We start from the raw sequence: 17353 nt of genomic DNA, 5'->3' as shown, positions 1-17353 counted from the left end.
TAGTTCTAAAAAACATTTTGCTTTCCAACCCCTATTTAATCAAATGTTTAATTAAATTAAGGTTGGAAAGCTTTAAGTAGTTAATTTTTCTAGATTTTCATGGCCTTTTGCCTATACACAATAATTTTACTAATCCCATAAAAAACAATTAAAAACACAGCTGCACCAGCAGAGTCAATCATCACGTCTTTAATCGAGGAAGTGCGATCAATAACAAACGCTTGATGATATTCGTCGGTCATCGCATAGACAGTAGCAAAAAGCCAGGCTAGTAATAGAGAATACCTATTTGGTGACAACGCTCGCCAAAGCAGCAAAGCCAATACACCAAATCCGAGGAAATGTCCTGATTTTCTCATAATCTTATTTATTTTATTTATGACGGAAGGGCTATCAAGTTTCGTTGAGTATGTAGTTTTATGAACAGTTGTAACAATTGCTTTTTTGGTGTTTTCACCTGTAAACCTTGGTGATTCAGTAATGGTAAAAATCAAGCCGCACCATATAATCACCAACATCCACCATAGTTTTTTCCTTTTCATCGTATCACCAATTAACACTATAACATGATTGTCTTTAGTTGAATACAATACAACAAGTACAATTGTAAAATATTTCAAGTTGAGCGCATCAAAAGACCCCTGTAAATTCCAAAAAATCCAATAGTGTCCTGCAAGTGAAAGGCACCAATTCCGAATAGAATTTCGACAAGTGACAGGCACGCATCTCGAATAGAAAATTCCGACAAATTCCGACAGGTGACAGGCACCTGTCGGGATTTGTCGGGTACAGGGATTTGTGAACTAGTTGGGAACGCAAGGAATATTTATCATTAGATATGTCAAAACAAGTAGTAATAAGAGTTTCAACCATAAAATCATACTACTAAACAGAGCTGGACATGTTCAGAAGAATTTTGAGACTTTCTTATAAATTAGATTATAGTGCGGAGAGGTTGAAAAACATTGCTTGAATATAATACTGAAGTTTTGCTTGGGGCTGATAAAATCAGTCATTTTTGCACATTTGCTGTCATATCATTTTGCGCGAGCTTAATGGTGCTAATGATCACTTCTAAGGAGTTTCGATTAATAGGACTTTCAATTATTTGGTTTATACTTATCATGATTGGTGTACTTGAGGAATATCGGCAATATGCATTGCCCAATAGAACGGCGGAGCTATGGGATGCTGTCGCCAACCTTATTGGAGTTACCGCTGGTATTCTCTTGCCCTTTTTATTTTCGATGAGGAGAGATACGAAACCTGTAGCTCGCTATTTCCTTTTTTTCCTCATCATCCTATTCCCTTTTATTTTAGGTCTGGCAGAGCTAAATGAGCGGCATTTTATTGTTTGGAATAAGTAAATGGGTTTTTATAAGAAAGTAACAAAGCTACCCACTTCTTTACAAAGGGGACCTTGATTGCAGAAAGCCCCCTCCTAAAGACAGGTGGGCCCTGGCAATCTGGCTATGCGGCCTGGCTTCCTGACAGGTGGGCCCTGGCTACCAGCCTATAGTTGCTGACTTCCTGACAGGATGGTCACTGGCAGCCTGGCTATGGGACCTGACTTCACTAACAGGTGGTCACTGTCACTACTATGGGGCCTGACTTCCATACAGGCGGCCCCTGCCAATCTGGCTAAGTCCCAACTTCCTGACAGGAATCCCCTAGCTATTTGACAGGGCCGTAGGCACTCTAACAATACGCTAGATTTCTGACATGTCCTCTCTCTACCACGATACCAATTCAGACAGACCACCCTAATTCTTACACGAACATAGCCCGCCTTTCCCCCTACCACCTAATACTTCTGGTTTTTATGCCAGTTCCATGCACTTTGAATAATTGTCTGTAGATTCCGTTCAGCTTTCCAGCCAAGTTCTGAATGGATTTTTTCAGAAGACGCCACCAATCTTGCCGGGTCTCCTTCACGGCGGTCCGCCATTTCTACATTAGCTTTTAGCCCCGTGACTTGTTCACACGTTTCGATAACTTCTTTTACAGAATAACCTAAGCCGTTTCCTAAGTTATATGTAGCTGTTTTGTTTGTTCCATTTAAAAGTGAATCTAAAGCTACCATGTGCGCTTTTGCAAGATCTGTTACATGGATATAATCGCGAATGCACGTCCCATCTGGGGTATCATAGTCTGAGCCAAATACCGACACCTTCTCGCGGACTCCAGCTAAATGTTGCAGCACGATCGGAATTAAATGTGTTTCTGGATCATGGCTTTCACCAATTGCTGCACTTTCAAAAGCACCAGCGGCATTAAAATATCGCAACACAACGTAATTTAAGCCATATGCCTTTGCATAATCTGCGAGTATCTGCTCGATCATTAACTTCGATCTTCCATAAGGATTAATCGGGTTTGTTGCAGTAGACTCATCAATGATATCAACGTCAGGAATGCCATAGGTTGCTGCTGTTGAGGAAAAAATAAAGTTTGTCACGCTATACTTAATCATCGTTCTTAACAGTGTAAGCGTCGCTCCAACATTATTTTCATAATATTTTATAGGATCTACCACAGACTCCCCTACCAAGCTGTTTGCCGCAAAATGCATAACGGCTTTAATAGGGTATTTTGAAAAGACTCCTTCTAAATCTTTTTCATAACCCAAATTTCCTTCCACAAAAATAGCCTTTTCATCTACCGCCTCACGATGACCAGTAGATAAGTTATCTAAAACGATAACTTGTTCTTTTGCTACCAATTCTTTCACGAGGTGACTTCCAATATAGCCAGCCCCACCTACTACTAAAATCATTTATGTATCTCCTTTACATTGAAGTTGTTTGAGAATAAGTGTCGATTACCTTATAGCAATCCTTTTTATTAATAGGATACACCAATCAATATAGTCTTGAAACACAATATGCTATCTTTACTCACTAGTTTTTCAAACACGCATTTTTCGACAAATTCCTGGGAGTGACAGGCACTTTGTAAACAGGCACTTTGTAAAAATAATTTTTTTATTCTCCCCCCTTCTTGCTCTTTCAGCGCTATTTATATAGTGAAAGGAGGTGATAAACGATGGCAGCCTTAGAAAATATGTATGATAGTCAATTAAGCTTGGAGTATGATCATGGGATGGATTTAGACGGCAAGATTATTACCAAAGTGAAGAATTACAACAACTTAAAAACTACATCTACACCAGAGGAAATTTTTGCAGTTGCACAAGCAATTGCAGGCTTACAGCAACATCCGCTTAATTACGTGAAACGTAACAGCAACTATGAAATTTTCAATGGGTAACTAACAGCAAAATAACTATAGAAAGGAGGGAGCGCAATGAGTAAAAAACTAGAATTACAGTTTATTAATTTAGAAGGTAAAACCGCTACAATTTCGATAGACGATCCAACGGAGCCGGTTGATCCAATTGCTGTAGCTGCGGCAATGGATACGATTATATCTCAAAATATATTTTTCTCAACAGGTGGTGACTTTGTTTCGAAAAAAGGCTCACGTGTCGTTGAACGTACTGTTAATAACGTGGAGTTAGCATAATATCCGAAGCATAAATTGCTAGAAAAGATTAGAGATTAAGGGAGCCAATCGCTCCCTTTTTCCTTACATCTAGCAGAAAGGAGGCGTTTTATATGGAGCAGTGGTTGCCATTCATTCAAGATTATGGGTTCCCTGTTGTCGTGACGTTTTATCTGCTGCACCGTATTGAGGTAAAGCTAGATTCACTGAACAAATCAATTATTGAGCTTCCAGAACGTATGAATGGCTCAACAATTCAAGCCCATTCAAAGAAAACAATGTGATGGACAGAGGTTCTTTTTTAGAAAAGAATTAAGTTAAAGTAAAGCTAAAAACTCCTTCAGTAAAGTAAAGCTGGCTAGGCCAGTAATTTTTATATTTTTCTATAGGCCCTGTTAATGCATCTACTGATTTCGAAACTTTCCGGACATATATGCCGCTATTTGCGTTAATAACGTTGTTTCACAAAGTTTACCGGACATCCCTTCCTCTATTACTAGTAATTATGAGGATTTCTAAGTAATTTTTAATAAATAGAGTATTCCATGTCCGGTAAACCTATCAAATGGAGCTAAAATCTCCATATAAGTGATCATATGTCCGCAAAAACCTTACAGTTAATGATAATGAAAAATAGTTTATACATTTCTATTAAATACTATACTTCTTATCAAGATTAAGGAATAAAACCGACAAATCTCCCATAAAACTATAGTAAAGAATTCTAGTAAATGGGAGGTTTGGAGGTTATGCCAAGAAATTTCAATCTAGATCCTGGCTATATTACAGTGCCTAAAGCCAATAAAATAGTTTTACAAATCCTCAGAACCGTCGATCAACATGAAAACTCTCATTATAGTAAAATATTAAGGCGAGCAAAAATCGGATTGCTAGGTGGTAAAAAGCACGGGAAGCGTATGTATCAGGTACGAAAGAAGGATATTATGCAATATGCAGAAGAATGTTTAAAAGTAGAGCAATTGAAGTTGTTTAACAAAAATTAATTTCTAAGAATAGACCTTCAGCGTAGTAAACAAGTAATAAATAGTAGTGCCATTGAATGGAGCAATATATTAAATAAATGATGATACTGTTTATAGTACAAACTCGCCAAAAGATTAGAAAATTGTAATCTGCTCTCCTTTTACTTTTTAGAGACAATCTCATTACCGTGAAGTTATCTCGTGCTCTTGAAAAATGACAACTCAATATATTCGAAACTTAAACGAAATTTAAGCTGAACTTTACACACAAAATAAAAATGAGAGCACTGATTATTTTCTATGAATAATCAGTGCTCTTCTTCTATACCACGATTAAACTTTCGACAAATTACGGGAAGTGACAGGCACCTTATAGAACAGAACGGGTACCTTATAGAACAGAACGGGTACCTTATAGAACAGAACAGGCACCTTATAGAACGGGTACCTTAGACAGATTGGTAACTTATAACCCATCTGACTTGGCGGTAATATTTAATACATTTTTCACTTCATTCAATACATTAGGTGGTACTTCAGCATCTTGGGCCACAAAATAAATATCATAGCTAGACCCTGGAGTTAATCCGGTTACAGTTTGTGCGGCCTCTTGGTCTGGATCGGTTACTGCAATCATCCCATTCGCTTCTACTGTAACAGCATCATAGCTTGCACCTGCTATAACTTGATCTACCGTTGGAGCTGCAGCATCTTTAGGAACAACTACATAATAAACAGTACCTGTTTGATCTAGGTCAACACTTAACTGAATTTCCCCATTATTTGTTCCAGCATCAGCTCTTGGAGACATTACATCAAACCTCGGCGGCAAGGAAGCAGGAGCAGGTAAATTCACCTGTATATTACTATCTGGCTTATTATTACTTAGATCATATACCGCTTCTTTTGAAAGAATAAAATGTTCTCCCGGAAATAGCATGCCTCCCCCCATTACGATTTCTAATGTCTTGTTGTCGACCCAAGTTATTTGTGCATCGGCCCCAATCCACGTTACAGGCGGTGGATAAGAATCGCCCATGTCCATAGGCCTTTTAAGATCTGTTTCGATAGCTATTTTAGAATCATTAGCTAAATCCTCACTAAAAACAATTATAAATTTATCTTTTACTCCAGGTGTATACGGATCCCAAGTTCCACTACTGTTTTCATCAAATGAAGTTATACTTACTATACTTGGCGGCGTACTATCCACTGGACCTGGCGGAACTCCCGGATTAAATGTACCAGTAATTTCAGCCTGAACAATTACTTTACCAGCAATAGCTCCATCAAACTGAACTTTCGTAACTGGTATAGCACCGGTATCAAGATCCAATGTAGGTACATTTAAAGCATACACCGCAAGTTTATATGTGTGTGGTACTGGTGGCTGCGGCCCTCCATATCCATAAATACCAAAATCATTTATAAATTGATGCCCTGGAAAACCAACTTGTTCTGATAGATCTTCTGCAATAGCAGTTACTCCTGCTGGGATATTTTTCACAGCCCAATGTACGAAGTCCATAGCATCTGGATCATAGAAAAGGATCGCATACGACTGAGCTCCAACAACTGGTGTCCAGGAAACTGGCAAGCTTGTATTTCCACCATTCATACTATATTGGGGCGGTATTGGTTGACCATCATTAAATCCAGTAGTAATAGTTATCGTTGATGGAGTTGTAGTCGGATCAGGTGGTGCCGGGATAAGTGTATGCGCTGTAAGAGCACCTGTTATTAATTCAGTGCTTTGTACATTACCAGTAGTATCTTTAACTGTATTTGCTAAAACTTTAATTTTCGTTTGATTTCCTGTTAGCGCTGCACTAAGGTATACAATAAGACGATTACGATGATCTTCAGATCCAGATTGTATCCCAATGAATACATCATCATTTGCTCCTAGATCTGTAAACGTCGTCCCGTCACCCGCAATTTTAATATTGTTTTTAAGTGCTGTTACATTAGCAGTAATATGTTCATTAAACGGAATAACGATAAAATCATTACCCGGTGTTACAAAAACATCCGTTGTAGTAAAAGTCGGTGCAGCAGTATCACTAGGTGTGCTAGAACCACCGCCGCCACCGGCTGGAGTTGAAGTTGTTGGACTAGTCGTTGTCACTCCATCTGCTAATTGCAGATTAGATGGATTCTTTCCAAATGTTGTTCCATTACTGTTAACAGTTGCATTATCAACTGTACCATTCCCTAAAACACTAATAGCCGCATCAATAACTAATGATACTATTCTTGCTTCCTCTGATAAATTAATACTAGCCCCTGTTGCTGTTTCATTAACATTTAAATTCTGAACGGAACCTTGCGGAATTTCGACCGAAACTGTGGTAGATCTCACATCGACTGTTTCAAAATCTCCAACTAAGGTTACTGTTGAGTTAGCAGGCAATGTTTCTGAAAGGGTTACTGCTCTAAAAGCAACTCCTCCTGTATTTGCTTGCTCAACCCTTGCACCTGATTGCAACTGAACCTCTTGAACAGTTGTTGTTCCGGAAGCAACAATACGTACACTTCCATCTGCTTTATTTACCACAACAGTTAACAGAACTGTATTTTCAAAGTGAATACTGTTTTCTCCACCACCATTAACATACGTATTTCCTTTTACAGTTACACCTTTTAAAAATACATCGCCTTCTCCTACAGATTCAGCTATTGTTAAATTACCTGCAACTATAGTGTTTTGCAAGGTAACGTTAGCTGCTGTAATCACAACATCTTCTGCAATCGTTTCAGTACCGCTTTCCGGTCCATATGTTCCAGCCTGATCAAATACTTTAACAGCTGGACTTTGCTCTATAAGCACACGATTTAACGTCACAATTGCTTCGGCTCGAGTAATATTTTTCAATGGCTTAAAGCTGCCATCTGAAAAACCTCTCATATACCCTTTTGCAACAACACCGCCAATTATACCTTTACTCCATTCTGGTATTTCTTTTGCATCTTTTAACTGACTTGCCACAGATGCATCACTTTCAATACCTTGGATTCGTGAAAGTATTGCAGCGACTTCTTGGCGTGAAATCTTTTCAGTAGGGCGGATTGTTCCATCCTCATATCCACCTGCATACCCCGCTGCCTTTGCCTTTCCTATTTCACCAAAAAACCAATCGTTTGCGGAAACATCTTTAAATGAAATTTCCGCTGTTTCAGTAAATTGTAAAGAACGATTTACTAAAGCAAAAAACTCTGCTCTAGAAATCGCGGCATCAGGTCGAAAGCTCCCATCTGCATAGCCTGATGCTAACCCTTTTGTTACCCATTCATTGATTTCTGCCTCAGCCCAATGCCCTCTAACATCATCCGAAGCAAAAGATACAGAAAAGGATGGAAGAATAATAAGGAAAGCTAACAACATTTGTAAAGCTTTCTTATATACTCTCCTTTTTTTCATAGACAACACCTCCTTTAATATTTGCACCTACGAAGGCATTATATAAAATTGATCTTACAAAATTCTTACCCATTACTTACATAAAACGTTCATGCATAAACGCTGTACCCAAGTAAATCTATAAATAATAAAAGCACAAAAAAAAACCAACCACACATTACGAATAATCGTAATACATCATTGGTTTTGCAGCTTTTACACCTATTCAGATAAATTCTCACTTGCCGCCCACTCGCTAGGATAATGTGTAAGATATTTTGTAAGACCTACAATTTGAAACATTTTTTCATAATGATATTCTAATCCAAAAGCTCGAATCACTATACCTTTTTCATTCAAAATACGAGACAATCGAATGATATATGCGATACCCGCACTATTAATATAGTTAACTTTCGAAAAATCAATAAGAAGGAATTTTCCCACAAAGTCTAAATCCCAATTATAAAAACGAAGTAACTGTTCCCCCGATGTTTTAGTTATATCCCCCTCTAATCGTAATACTAAACGTTCCTCTGCCTGTTCACTTGTAATTAACAACTCTTTGTTCATTGAAACACCTCTTAATCCTTTTTCCGTAACTTTTTATCGATCCTAATACTAAATAAAGAATCCAGTGGATCTGTTTGAAAGGTCGTCCAACTATCAACAAAATGCTCAACTAATTTAAGTCCCCACCCACGGTCTAAATGACTGATAGCCTTTTCGTTAAATCCATTGCCATAATCACTCACTGTACACACTATACGATTACCATGGATCATAACCGTCACGAATACAGATAAATCAGCCACTTCATTATTACCATGCTCTATGGCGTTAATACACACCTCTGAAACAGCTATTTTAAATTCCTCACAGTCTTCCTTTCTAAATTTTGATGAAGAAAAAAGCTTATCCAGCTCCGACAGCACTTTTTTTTCCTCACCCAAAACACTTTTTAGCTCCATCCTAATTCCTGTATGAGAATTCATGATATTTTCTCCTAGCTAGATTAAATTAATTATAACTAGTTTGGCTTACAGTTTTATTACAGAACGTTATTTTTCAAATACACGATAGTCATATCATCCATTCTCTTTGTCCCATTTGAAAAATCAGTAATACTCTGCATAAGTAACGATGCATCCTTTATTTCACTGTAGTCCACTAAACTACAAAGCCTTTTAAAACCGAACATTTCATTACGTTCATTTCTTTGTTCCACAATTCCATCTGTATAAAAAACGATTGTTTCAACATCTTCAAGCGAAATACTAGTTTCACTGTATTTTTCATCCTCATCAATTCCGAGTGGTAATGACGAATGCTCGAGCAAATACGTTTTCGATTTACTTCGAACAACCGGAGAAACATGGCCTGCACTTGCATATGTTAGCGTATGATCCTCCAAATCTATAAAAGCTATTCCAGCCGTTACGTACATTCCTTCACTTAACATCGGAAATAATAGCTTATTAAAAGTCTCAAGCAGCTCTGCAGGAGATGATGCTTCGTGATTCATTTTACCTTTTGATAAGCCGATCATAACAGATGTAAATAAAGCTGCAGGCAACCCCTTCCCAGCTACATCTCCTATTAAAATACCAATCTTTTTATCATTTATTTTTATTATATCAAAAAAGTCCCCACCTACTTCCTTCATAGGTATTGCTAAGCCTTGTACTTTAATCGCACCAAAATTATGATAGGTAGTTGGCAATAAATGATTTTGAACAGTATATGCAAGCATTAATTCCTCATCCAGCTCACGATACAGCTCACGAACCTTCCCTTGAAGTGTATTAAAATTCCCAACTAAATAAGCAATTTCATCGGTACTGGTTACGGGAATATTAAAATGGATCGACTCTCGGTCACTTTTGCTCGTTGTTGCAACATACTTTGCAACATCTTGAATATGTGCAATTGAATCCATAATGGTTAGTCGTATAAATAGCACCGACAAGCAAACCAAAACAACTATAGTTATCCCAATTTTAATTAAAATATCTTGAATAGTTCCGTCTGATTTAAAAAAGATCCACATGATGTCTGATATAAAAATAAATAAAATTGAAAAAAACACTAGTAAAATCTTCTTAGCTAAGGAAACGTGAATTCTTTCAATGTAAGGTTGATGTAGCGCCAATATAAAAGGTCTTAGCATTTTTGAAAGAGCAGCTATAATCGTTAATGTAAGCAATAGCCCTAAAGATTGTTCTCGTAGGAAACTAATAAGAACATTTACTAAAACTTTTCCATCTATATGACTAACAAAATTAAGAGCATATATATGAAAAGCAACTGCTAATCCAACCATAAAAACTATTGAAAATCGAAATAATACAAATGGGAACCGCACTAGTTTTTTAAACAAAACCTCACGCTCTGAAGGATTCAGTGTGGCAATACCATCCCTTTCAAGGCGTAAAACATCTTTCAATTGCCGTACTGTAAATAAATAATATGCAACTATGAAAACAGCATTTTGGCCTAACACAAACGGCAGGTTATATTTTAAAACATAACTCCATGATCTACCGAGAATAAAAACGTTCTGAAATTCAATAAATAAAACGCCTTCTAATCCAACAAGCAAGTATAATACTATAAACTTCCTTTTAAGGCTCATTCCATTAACCACCCCAACCCTCTACTTTGGCAGCAAATTTTTCAAATCGCTTGATAACTGTATTCCAATTTCTTCTTTAATCAAACGGTCAGCTTTCAGAAATAACTGATTTGCTTCATCATAGCGATGTTGTTTCGTTAGAAACTGTAAGTACCTTTTAATCCTTGCTTCGTTAAAAGGATCGCACTCATATAAAGCTAGCAAATATTTTTCTTCCTTTTCACTATTTTTATAAAATACCAGTAATTTTTCTAGCATACTTATTTGTTTTTCTGATATACTTTCACGGTAGGTATCTAACCAAGAAACATATAATAAATGAGGCACCAATTGCTTATCAAACAGCTCTACGGCTTTTTCAAAAAGCTCTATAGCAGCACCGCGATCCTCAAACCACAATTTAATCCCAATAGAATATAGCTTTAAATATACGAAAACATCGATTTCTTCTATTAGCTTATAATTAATAATCACTTTTCCGTTTAAAAGTGTTACAAATGGCTCGTCATCATTATAGATTTTCTTAAAAACCAGGTTAATTTCGTGCACATTTACGTAGATACGATTTGAGGCCTTATTATACGGTTCGTTTGGAAAGAGCGTCTCTATTAACACCTCTTTTTCGACCCGAAGATTATTTTGAAATAGTAAATAAGTTAGAATTTCCTCAGCTTTTTTTCTTTTCCATTTTTCAATTTTAATCTCTTTACCGTCGTACATAATTTTAAAAGAGTGAAATAACGAAAATGACAATTTAGGTGTTGTCAAACTAGTTTGTTCAGGTGGATTATTTAGGAATATTTTTTTAAATTCAGATGGTAGCGAAAAATCTATAGCTAAATCAAAAGACTTAATTGATTCCTTTAGATTCAAGCTTTCAAACCATAGATCGGCATCAGATAAATAACTCTCCTGCTGAAGGATCTTACCAATAAAATAATAACCAAAAGCCCTATACCATGGATGCTTAAATTGATCTACTTGTGCTTTAAGCGTAAAAGCATAACGGCCTAGATTCTCATGGTCAGCTTGTGTATACGACTCATATAACTCCAAAAATTGGATCGCAATCTTAACAAAATACAATTCATTATTTTTTTCAGAATGATTTGATGTGGACACCGAATTTGAAACATTAGAAAATAATCGATTCCAAAACCACTCATTAATAGGATGAACAGAAAAATTTTCTTTTTTATACAGAGCTTTAGTCAGCTTTTTAATGGAACTGTTGCTCTCGCTCAATACCTTCAACCGCTCATAAACATAGTAAATCCCTTCTTTATGGTCGATTAATAAATATAACCAATTTAGCGCTATAACCAACATCATCGTTTCTTCTTCATATTCATCAATCATCGTAAAATAGGATTGGGATTGTTTAAAATATGAAATTGACTGATCGACGTCACCTTTAAATATCTCATATAGAGCCAAAAAACTAGTTATACTAGCTTTTTCTCTATAGCTTATCCTTGGACATTTCAGCTCTTTTATTAGAAAGGCAAAAATAATTTCAGCATCAGGATGTTTGGATTGAAACAGATAACAACAGCCTAATTGACTAAGCGCACGAGTTAACCGAACACTATCGCCCGATATCCCATAATTCTGAACATCCTCTTGCAGCAACTCACCAAGTCGTAACCAATCATTATCGAAAAAAAGTGGAAGATACCTCTTCATGCCCATTACCTTCCTTACACGATTTTTATAATAATAATAATTCTCTGAAATATCTTATAATCCTTTAATCCTAGCTGCATTTTCCTAGGTGGGTAAAGGATTCAAGTGCCTACTTCTTTTATCCAATTATTTATCAAAGTGCCTGTCACTTCCCGAATTTTGTCGAAGAAATGCAATGCAAAAAGGGGGTGTTTTTATACTTTATATGATTTAACAGCATCTATTGATTAAAGTAATAGATATCCCAAAAGTTCTAAGTGACATCAATACCTTAAATATTTATAATAGTAATCAAGTAGGAGGTGATAAAGATGGAAGAGTTTTTAAAGCAAATCGTAAAGCAATTAGGTTCACTAGAAAACAAATTTGATTCAATGGAATCTAAGATTGGCTCTATGGATTCTAAAATTGGTGCAATGGAATCTAAGATTGGCTCTATGGATTCTAAAATTGGTGCAATGGAGTCTAAGATTGGCTCTATGGATTCTAAAATTGGTGCAATGGAGTCTAAGATTGGCTCTATGGATTCTAAAATTGGTGCAATGGAGTCTAAGATTGGCTCTATGGATTCTAAAATTGGTGCAATGGAGTCTAAGATTGGCTCTATGGATTCTAAAATTGGTGCAATGGAGTCTAAGATTGGCTCTATGGATTCTAAAATTGGTGCAATGGAGTCTAAGATTGGCTCTATGGATTCTAAAATTGGTGCAATGGAAGAAGGACAAAGTTCATTAATAGCAGAACAAAGTGAGATGCGAAAAGAAGTAGCATTTTACTATGGAAGTGCGATGAAAAAACTTGATGAAACAAAATCAGAATTAAGTAGCGAAATTCACCAAATATTTACGATTCAAAAGCAACATCAAAGCGTCTTAGAGATTCTAAACGAAAAGCAATAAATTGTGGTCGATGGTTTTCCCTCTCATATTAGCAATTCTATATTCCTTGCATATTTAACTTCACCATAAGTAACACAATTTAGCAGGAGTACATCCTTTCAATTACATGTTGGCCAAGGACCGTGCTTCATTCTAAACCTACTACTCTAAAGCAGAATATTCTAATGCAAGTTTTTTTCCGGACATATGATACCTTATTACTATAAAATGCGGACTTTTAGTGGGTTTTCCGGACAATGAATACGCGATTTAAGTAAATTACGCAAATTTTGGTCTCAATTCAATGCAATAACGTTTCGTATGTCTGCCATATCCTAAAAACCGCCTTTTTGCCACAAATAACGAATCGTATGTCCGCATACTACCCTAAATCAACAAAAAAAGCCCAAACCTCAGATTGTTTTTCTCTAAGATTTAGGCGTTATTATAAAAATATGTTTAATATAGCGTTAAAAGCTATGCCTATACTCATTCACATCACATTATATTGCTAAATTTGAACGCACGAACAGGTATAAAACGCGTTAATTTTAAAAAAATCTCTACATTAATCGATTTCAATAGCCAATATAGGATATCTTGATTCAACTAAACGTCTCCCCGTCGAACTAATGATTAAGTCATCATCAATGAAAACGGAGTAATCCTGGTTAAAATCTAAAGGCGTCGCAGTCTGTAATACTACTTCTGTCTTATCAGAATTGATAGATATAACCTCAAACTCAACGAAAAATCTGTCATTTTTAAAAATACCCATTAGCTGTTTAAGCTTTGAAAGTTCTAAGGTTTCCCCATTCTCCAATACGATCGGTTCAGAAAAATTCAACGTAATGGTATCCATTGTTGTAAACGATGGGTGTACATCAAACGTAACATTATTAAATTTTTCCTTAGCTGAAACATAGTAGTGGTAATTATCAAGTCCTTCTATTTCTTGTTGTGACAAGCCACTATCTAGTGCCTCTTGGACCATATTTTCAGTGTTAATAATACTTTCCTTTATTCCCTTTAAGCTAAAGGAATCAAGTTCATCACTATTAATGAATGATCTAAATATACCAAAATTGGAATTTAAGGACTGTTTTAGATAACTTTTCAAATTAATTACTTTACCTTCTAAAAATATTTCATTATTAACAACTGGTCTAATAAAATAATAATAGATATCCGAGTTTAAGCCTTGTTGATCAATATAGTACTGCTGCCCTTTGCCAACTGTAGCAAGTAAGTCTGCCGCTTGATTGACATGCTCAAACTGATCAGTTTGAGCGCGGAAAATTTTGTAACCTGTTACCTCTGCAATTTTACTGTCTGTCCACTCAAGTTTGACTCCTTCCGAAGTGCTGCTAATTCTATAATTAACTACGTCTGGATAAACATCGATTATATATGTATCGCTAACCGATCCATGTTCATTGGTTGCGATAACTTCTACCTCGACAGTGTTACTAATAGAGGTACCCCACTTATCAGTTGGTTCAAGAATTAGGCTTTCGTTCCTTATTCTTGCATCAATAAGTCCTGTTTCACTTTCATTGAGCTGAACACTATATGTTATGTTATTACCAGAAAAATGATAACCCACGGTCAGGCCTGTACTAATCAACCATTCCGATATTAGTTCATCTTTAATAGCGTGTTCTAACGTTGGTGTTTCTAAATCTACAGGAGCATGTTCGCTATCACCCTCTGCATTAACTTGATTGATAATCTCTAGAAGCATCTCTAAATCAAGTGCAGCAGTTTCAGCAATTTTACTTTGATATAGTTCGGCATTATCTTCAATATAATTTTCTATATTACCGTAATCAATTAATTCATATAACCACCATGAAACATATTCTGCTAGTACTGGATCCATCTCGTTACCAGCAATTGATTTTATATGCTTTAGCGTTATGTATACACGGCTTTCATCATTTATAGCATCTACAGTAGTATGACCACCAAAATACTCATCTAGGCCTGCATATTTTATAGTGAGATCTTTAAATTCCAGCTCCATGATATATGAGCGGCTTAGAACTATTTCCTTGTTTAATGTAATAACTAACTTAGGTACATTTAGATTTGTACGATCCCAATATATGGATTCGATATTTTCCTCATTTACATCATTTGAGCTGTCTTGATTTGTTATGGCAAATAGTTCGATCACATCAGTTGTAGTAAAAGTAGATTCCTCTAATGCTGTGTTGAACATCATAGTTATGGTTCTAGGATCCTGAGAGCCTATTTCTAATTTTGTTTTTGTATTAGATCTAATGTGCTCACTATCAACCTTAAATTCCATAAACTTAACCACGTTATTATTAGAATCAAGCTCATATAATTGAATATACTGTCCTACATTTACAGCGATGTCATCTCCCCTATGGTACGAAAGCAAATCTGCTGGTGCAGACTCACCGATTCCTGTAGGAATTACAGAATCTGATGAAACCTTAATTGCTAAAGTATTTCCATTTGCAGGTCTATACTCAATTGATGTTGTACCTAAAGCAAAGCCTTGTTCTAACAATGTTTCATCTGAATGCGAACTCAGATCACCTACATTCACATTTTCGATGATTTGGACATCATTTTGAAAAATATCTGTCCCACTCAATCCAGCAACCATATAAATATCATATGATTTTCCGGTTGGTAAATTATTAATAGTACTAGATGTTGAAGCAGAACCACTTAATGTAAAGCTACCATGGCCATAAACAACATAACTACTAACATCACCAGCTAATTCAGACCAAACTTGTGAACCACTAGGCGCTGTTGCACCATGTTCTACTACTACATATTTAACAGTTCCAGCTTTATTCAAATTAGCTGTTAGTGTAATGTCACCATTCCCCACCCCTGCATGTGCTTGAGGTTCAGAGACAAATAGTGGTGGTGTATTGGAGCTTGAATGATCATCTTGCCCTTGATCTGAGCTTGAGTTTGAATCGTCATCTTCTCCAGGCTCGGGATTTGAAGTGGTTTCATCATCGGAATCTGAACCATCGTTATTTCCTGTATTTCCAGAGCTTGTAGGGAACGTCTCCGCCATTTTCGTTTGTTCCGATAATTCATCAAGTTCTTCCTCTGTCATTCCTGCATTTTTGGCAGATTCAACAATTTCCTGCTCACTTTTCAATACTTCTTCTTTCAATTGTTTTGTTTTAGTTTCAATGTTTGAAAGAGTTGGTTGATTTTTTGCTTTCAGTGCAGACTCAACCTCTGCATTTTTACTTGATGTTTTAACAGCATTAACGAGATTTTCTTGAATTTGGGCGAGCGCTGCTGCTTGTTTTACAAGTTTTACAGAGTTCTTTAGCGTTTCAAGCTCTTGCGTATTTTTCAACTGATTGGCTTGATTATGTGATTCTTCTGCAACTGTCAGTACGTCTTGTATCACTTCTACTAAAATTTCAACTTCTACTTCTTGAACAAATTCAGCTGCATTCAACGTTTGAACTTCAGCCATTGGTTCTTGAGCAGAGGTTATATCCATTGTTTCATTTATAGAAATAACTTGTTCTGGGTTGCTATTGTCATAATCATTTTGCTCACTGCTTCGAGATGCTCCAACTTCTCCGTCTAAAACGACAACCTTTGTGGAGTTATCAAGTGGAGATGTTGTCACTAGAAATAATGTACCGCGAACACCCATTACTGATGTTGGTGTTTCAATTTCATACTCATCATTAGCGTTAGTTAAGCTTTGTATGCTATTCCAAATCTTACCCGAAAGCATCTTAATTTTTGTTTTCTTTGAAGATTCATCATTTTTAAGTTTAGAAATAACCACTTTAGAAGTAGGACCGATCGTACTTTTAGATCCATCATCATAGACAATGTTCGTTGAGCTTTTAACTCCTGTCCGTACAGTATCACCTTGTGAAAGACTAAAACCATCTTTCACACCAAACTCTTTCTTCCCTCCCCCTTTTTTCATATATACTTTTCCTTTTACATCTTTAGTAATAGCAATTCTTGTAGACTTGGCTGCTGCTGTCGATAAAGTAGGTAAAATTAATGATAATACTAGTAAAAAAGACAGCATGATTCGTATTCGTTTCATTACGTCCCCCTTAAATAAAACTATTATATTATACTACTCTAGCAATATTTTCATAAAATGTTAATAAAAAATGCAAAAAAACTCAGTATACCTGCAAGGCAAATTACCTCTTTTCCGATAAATACCTGGCCGAACACCAACAAAAGCCTCACCAGGTGCCAGACATTTCGTATGGTGCCAGGC

At 36.2% G+C, this 17353-nt stretch carries 14 protein-coding genes; 6 read left to right on the top strand and 8 right to left on the bottom strand.

The window, feature by feature from the left end:
* Window positions 1–89: 89 nt before the first annotated feature.
* Window positions 90–620 carry a VanZ family protein gene (locus C1724_RS00515; protein ID WP_102344810.1) on the bottom strand — a complete coding sequence of 177 codons (531 nt, stop codon included), beginning with the start codon at window positions 618–620 and terminating at the stop codon, window positions 90–92.
* A 345-nt stretch (window positions 621–965) separates the two neighbouring features.
* Here C1724_RS00515 and C1724_RS00510 point away from each other — a divergent pair, with 345 nt between their 5' ends.
* Complete coding sequence (locus C1724_RS00510; RefSeq protein ID WP_102344809.1) at window positions 966–1367, top strand: VanZ family protein; 402 nt, start codon at window positions 966–968, stop codon at window positions 1365–1367.
* 437 nt (window positions 1368–1804) lie between these two features.
* On the opposite strand, the gene galE is transcribed toward C1724_RS00510, so the two are convergent.
* Entirely contained in the window at window positions 1805–2776 is a 972-nt protein-coding gene (gene galE / locus C1724_RS00505; RefSeq protein ID WP_102344808.1) for a UDP-glucose 4-epimerase GalE, read from the bottom strand.
* 269 nt (window positions 2777–3045) lie between these two features.
* On the opposite strand from galE, the gene C1724_RS00500 reads away from it, so the two are divergent.
* The 4 genes from C1724_RS00500 to C1724_RS00485 all read left to right on the top strand — a co-directional run bounded on the left by C1724_RS00500 (window position 3046) and on the right by C1724_RS00485 (window position 4508).
* A complete protein-coding gene (locus C1724_RS00500) occupies window positions 3046–3270 on the top strand; it encodes a DUF1659 domain-containing protein (protein ID WP_102344807.1) in 225 nt (74 codons plus the stop codon).
* Between the two features lie 36 nt (window positions 3271–3306).
* Complete coding sequence (locus C1724_RS00495; protein WP_102344806.1) at window positions 3307–3525, top strand: DUF2922 domain-containing protein; 219 nt, start codon at window positions 3307–3309, stop codon at window positions 3523–3525.
* A 92-nt stretch (window positions 3526–3617) separates the two neighbouring features.
* The gene (locus C1724_RS00490; protein ID WP_102344805.1) at window positions 3618–3788 is read left to right on the top strand and encodes a YvrJ family protein; all 171 of its coding nucleotides are present in this window, start codon (window positions 3618–3620) and stop codon (window positions 3786–3788) included.
* A 465-nt stretch (window positions 3789–4253) separates the two neighbouring features.
* Complete coding sequence (locus C1724_RS00485; RefSeq protein WP_102344804.1) at window positions 4254–4508, top strand: hypothetical protein; 255 nt, start codon at window positions 4254–4256, stop codon at window positions 4506–4508.
* 445 nt (window positions 4509–4953) lie between these two features.
* On the opposite strand, the gene C1724_RS00480 is transcribed toward C1724_RS00485, so the two are convergent.
* The 5 genes from C1724_RS00480 to C1724_RS00460 all read right to left on the bottom strand — a co-directional run bounded on the left by C1724_RS00480 (window position 4954) and on the right by C1724_RS00460 (window position 12208).
* On the bottom strand, window positions 4954–7908 hold the full coding sequence (locus tag C1724_RS00480; protein ID WP_102344803.1) for a YbhB/YbcL family Raf kinase inhibitor-like protein: 2955 nt from the start codon (window positions 7906–7908) through the stop codon (window positions 4954–4956).
* Window positions 7909–8109: 201 nt separating this feature from the next.
* Window positions 8110–8460, bottom strand: a complete 351-nt coding sequence (locus C1724_RS00475) for an STAS domain-containing protein (RefSeq protein WP_102344802.1) — start codon at window positions 8458–8460, stop codon at window positions 8110–8112.
* A gap of 11 nt (window positions 8461–8471) precedes the next feature.
* Window positions 8472–8882 carry an ATP-binding protein gene (locus tag C1724_RS00470; protein WP_102344801.1) on the bottom strand — a complete coding sequence of 137 codons (411 nt, stop codon included), beginning with the start codon at window positions 8880–8882 and terminating at the stop codon, window positions 8472–8474.
* Window positions 8883–8938: 56 nt separating this feature from the next.
* On the bottom strand, window positions 8939–10522 hold the full coding sequence (locus C1724_RS00465; protein WP_102344800.1) for a PP2C family protein-serine/threonine phosphatase: 1584 nt from the start codon (window positions 10520–10522) through the stop codon (window positions 8939–8941).
* Window positions 10523–10543: 21 nt separating this feature from the next.
* Window positions 10544–12208, bottom strand: coding sequence for a bacterial transcriptional activator domain-containing protein (locus tag C1724_RS00460; protein WP_180994069.1), 1665 nt, complete (start codon window positions 12206–12208; stop codon window positions 10544–10546).
* 311 nt (window positions 12209–12519) lie between these two features.
* Here C1724_RS00460 and C1724_RS00455 point away from each other — a divergent pair, with 311 nt between their 5' ends.
* Entirely contained in the window at window positions 12520–13107 is a 588-nt protein-coding gene (locus tag C1724_RS00455) for a hypothetical protein (RefSeq protein ID WP_102344798.1), read from the top strand.
* 547 nt (window positions 13108–13654) lie between these two features.
* Here C1724_RS00455 and C1724_RS00450 read toward each other — a convergent pair.
* On the bottom strand, window positions 13655–17170 hold the full coding sequence (locus tag C1724_RS00450; protein WP_102344797.1) for a FecR domain-containing protein: 3516 nt from the start codon (window positions 17168–17170) through the stop codon (window positions 13655–13657).
* Between the last annotated feature and the right edge of the window lie 183 nt (window positions 17171–17353).

Origin of the sequence: Bacillus sp. Marseille-P3661, assembly GCF_900240995.1 — a bacterium.
In the GTDB taxonomy this organism is placed as follows: domain Bacteria; phylum Bacillota; class Bacilli; order Bacillales; family Bacillaceae_J; genus OESV01.
This window is presented reverse-complemented; position numbering and strand designations above follow the sequence as displayed.

What these genes read in the sequence shown, in the direction of transcription:
- galE (WP_102344808.1), bottom strand. Translation starts at nt 2,776, where the DNA reads ATGATTTTAGTAGTAGGTGGGGCTGGCTATATTGGAAGTCACCTCGTG.
- C1724_RS00500 (WP_102344807.1), top strand. Translation starts at nt 3,046, where the DNA reads ATGGCAGCCTTAGAAAATATGTATGATAGTCAATTAAGCTTGGAGTAT.
- C1724_RS00495 (WP_102344806.1), top strand. Translation starts at nt 3,307, where the DNA reads ATGAGTAAAAAACTAGAATTACAGTTTATTAATTTAGAAGGTAAAACC.
- C1724_RS00490 (WP_102344805.1), top strand. Translation starts at nt 3,618, where the DNA reads ATGGAGCAGTGGTTGCCATTCATTCAAGATTATGGGTTCCCTGTTGTC.
- C1724_RS00485 (WP_102344804.1), top strand. Translation starts at nt 4,254, where the DNA reads ATGCCAAGAAATTTCAATCTAGATCCTGGCTATATTACAGTGCCTAAA.
- C1724_RS00480 (WP_102344803.1), bottom strand. Translation starts at nt 7,908, where the DNA reads ATGAAAAAAAGGAGAGTATATAAGAAAGCTTTACAAATGTTGTTAGCT.
- C1724_RS00475 (WP_102344802.1), bottom strand. Translation starts at nt 8,460, where the DNA reads ATGAACAAAGAGTTGTTAATTACAAGTGAACAGGCAGAGGAACGTTTA.
- C1724_RS00470 (WP_102344801.1), bottom strand. Translation starts at nt 8,882, where the DNA reads ATGAATTCTCATACAGGAATTAGGATGGAGCTAAAAAGTGTTTTGGGT.
- C1724_RS00465 (WP_102344800.1), bottom strand. Translation starts at nt 10,522, where the DNA reads ATGAGCCTTAAAAGGAAGTTTATAGTATTATACTTGCTTGTTGGATTA.
- C1724_RS00460 (WP_180994069.1), bottom strand. Translation starts at nt 12,208, where the DNA reads ATGAAGAGGTATCTTCCACTTTTTTTCGATAATGATTGGTTACGACTT.
- C1724_RS00455 (WP_102344798.1), top strand. Translation starts at nt 12,520, where the DNA reads ATGGAAGAGTTTTTAAAGCAAATCGTAAAGCAATTAGGTTCACTAGAA.
- C1724_RS00450 (WP_102344797.1), bottom strand. Translation starts at nt 17,170, where the DNA reads ATGAAACGAATACGAATCATGCTGTCTTTTTTACTAGTATTATCATTA.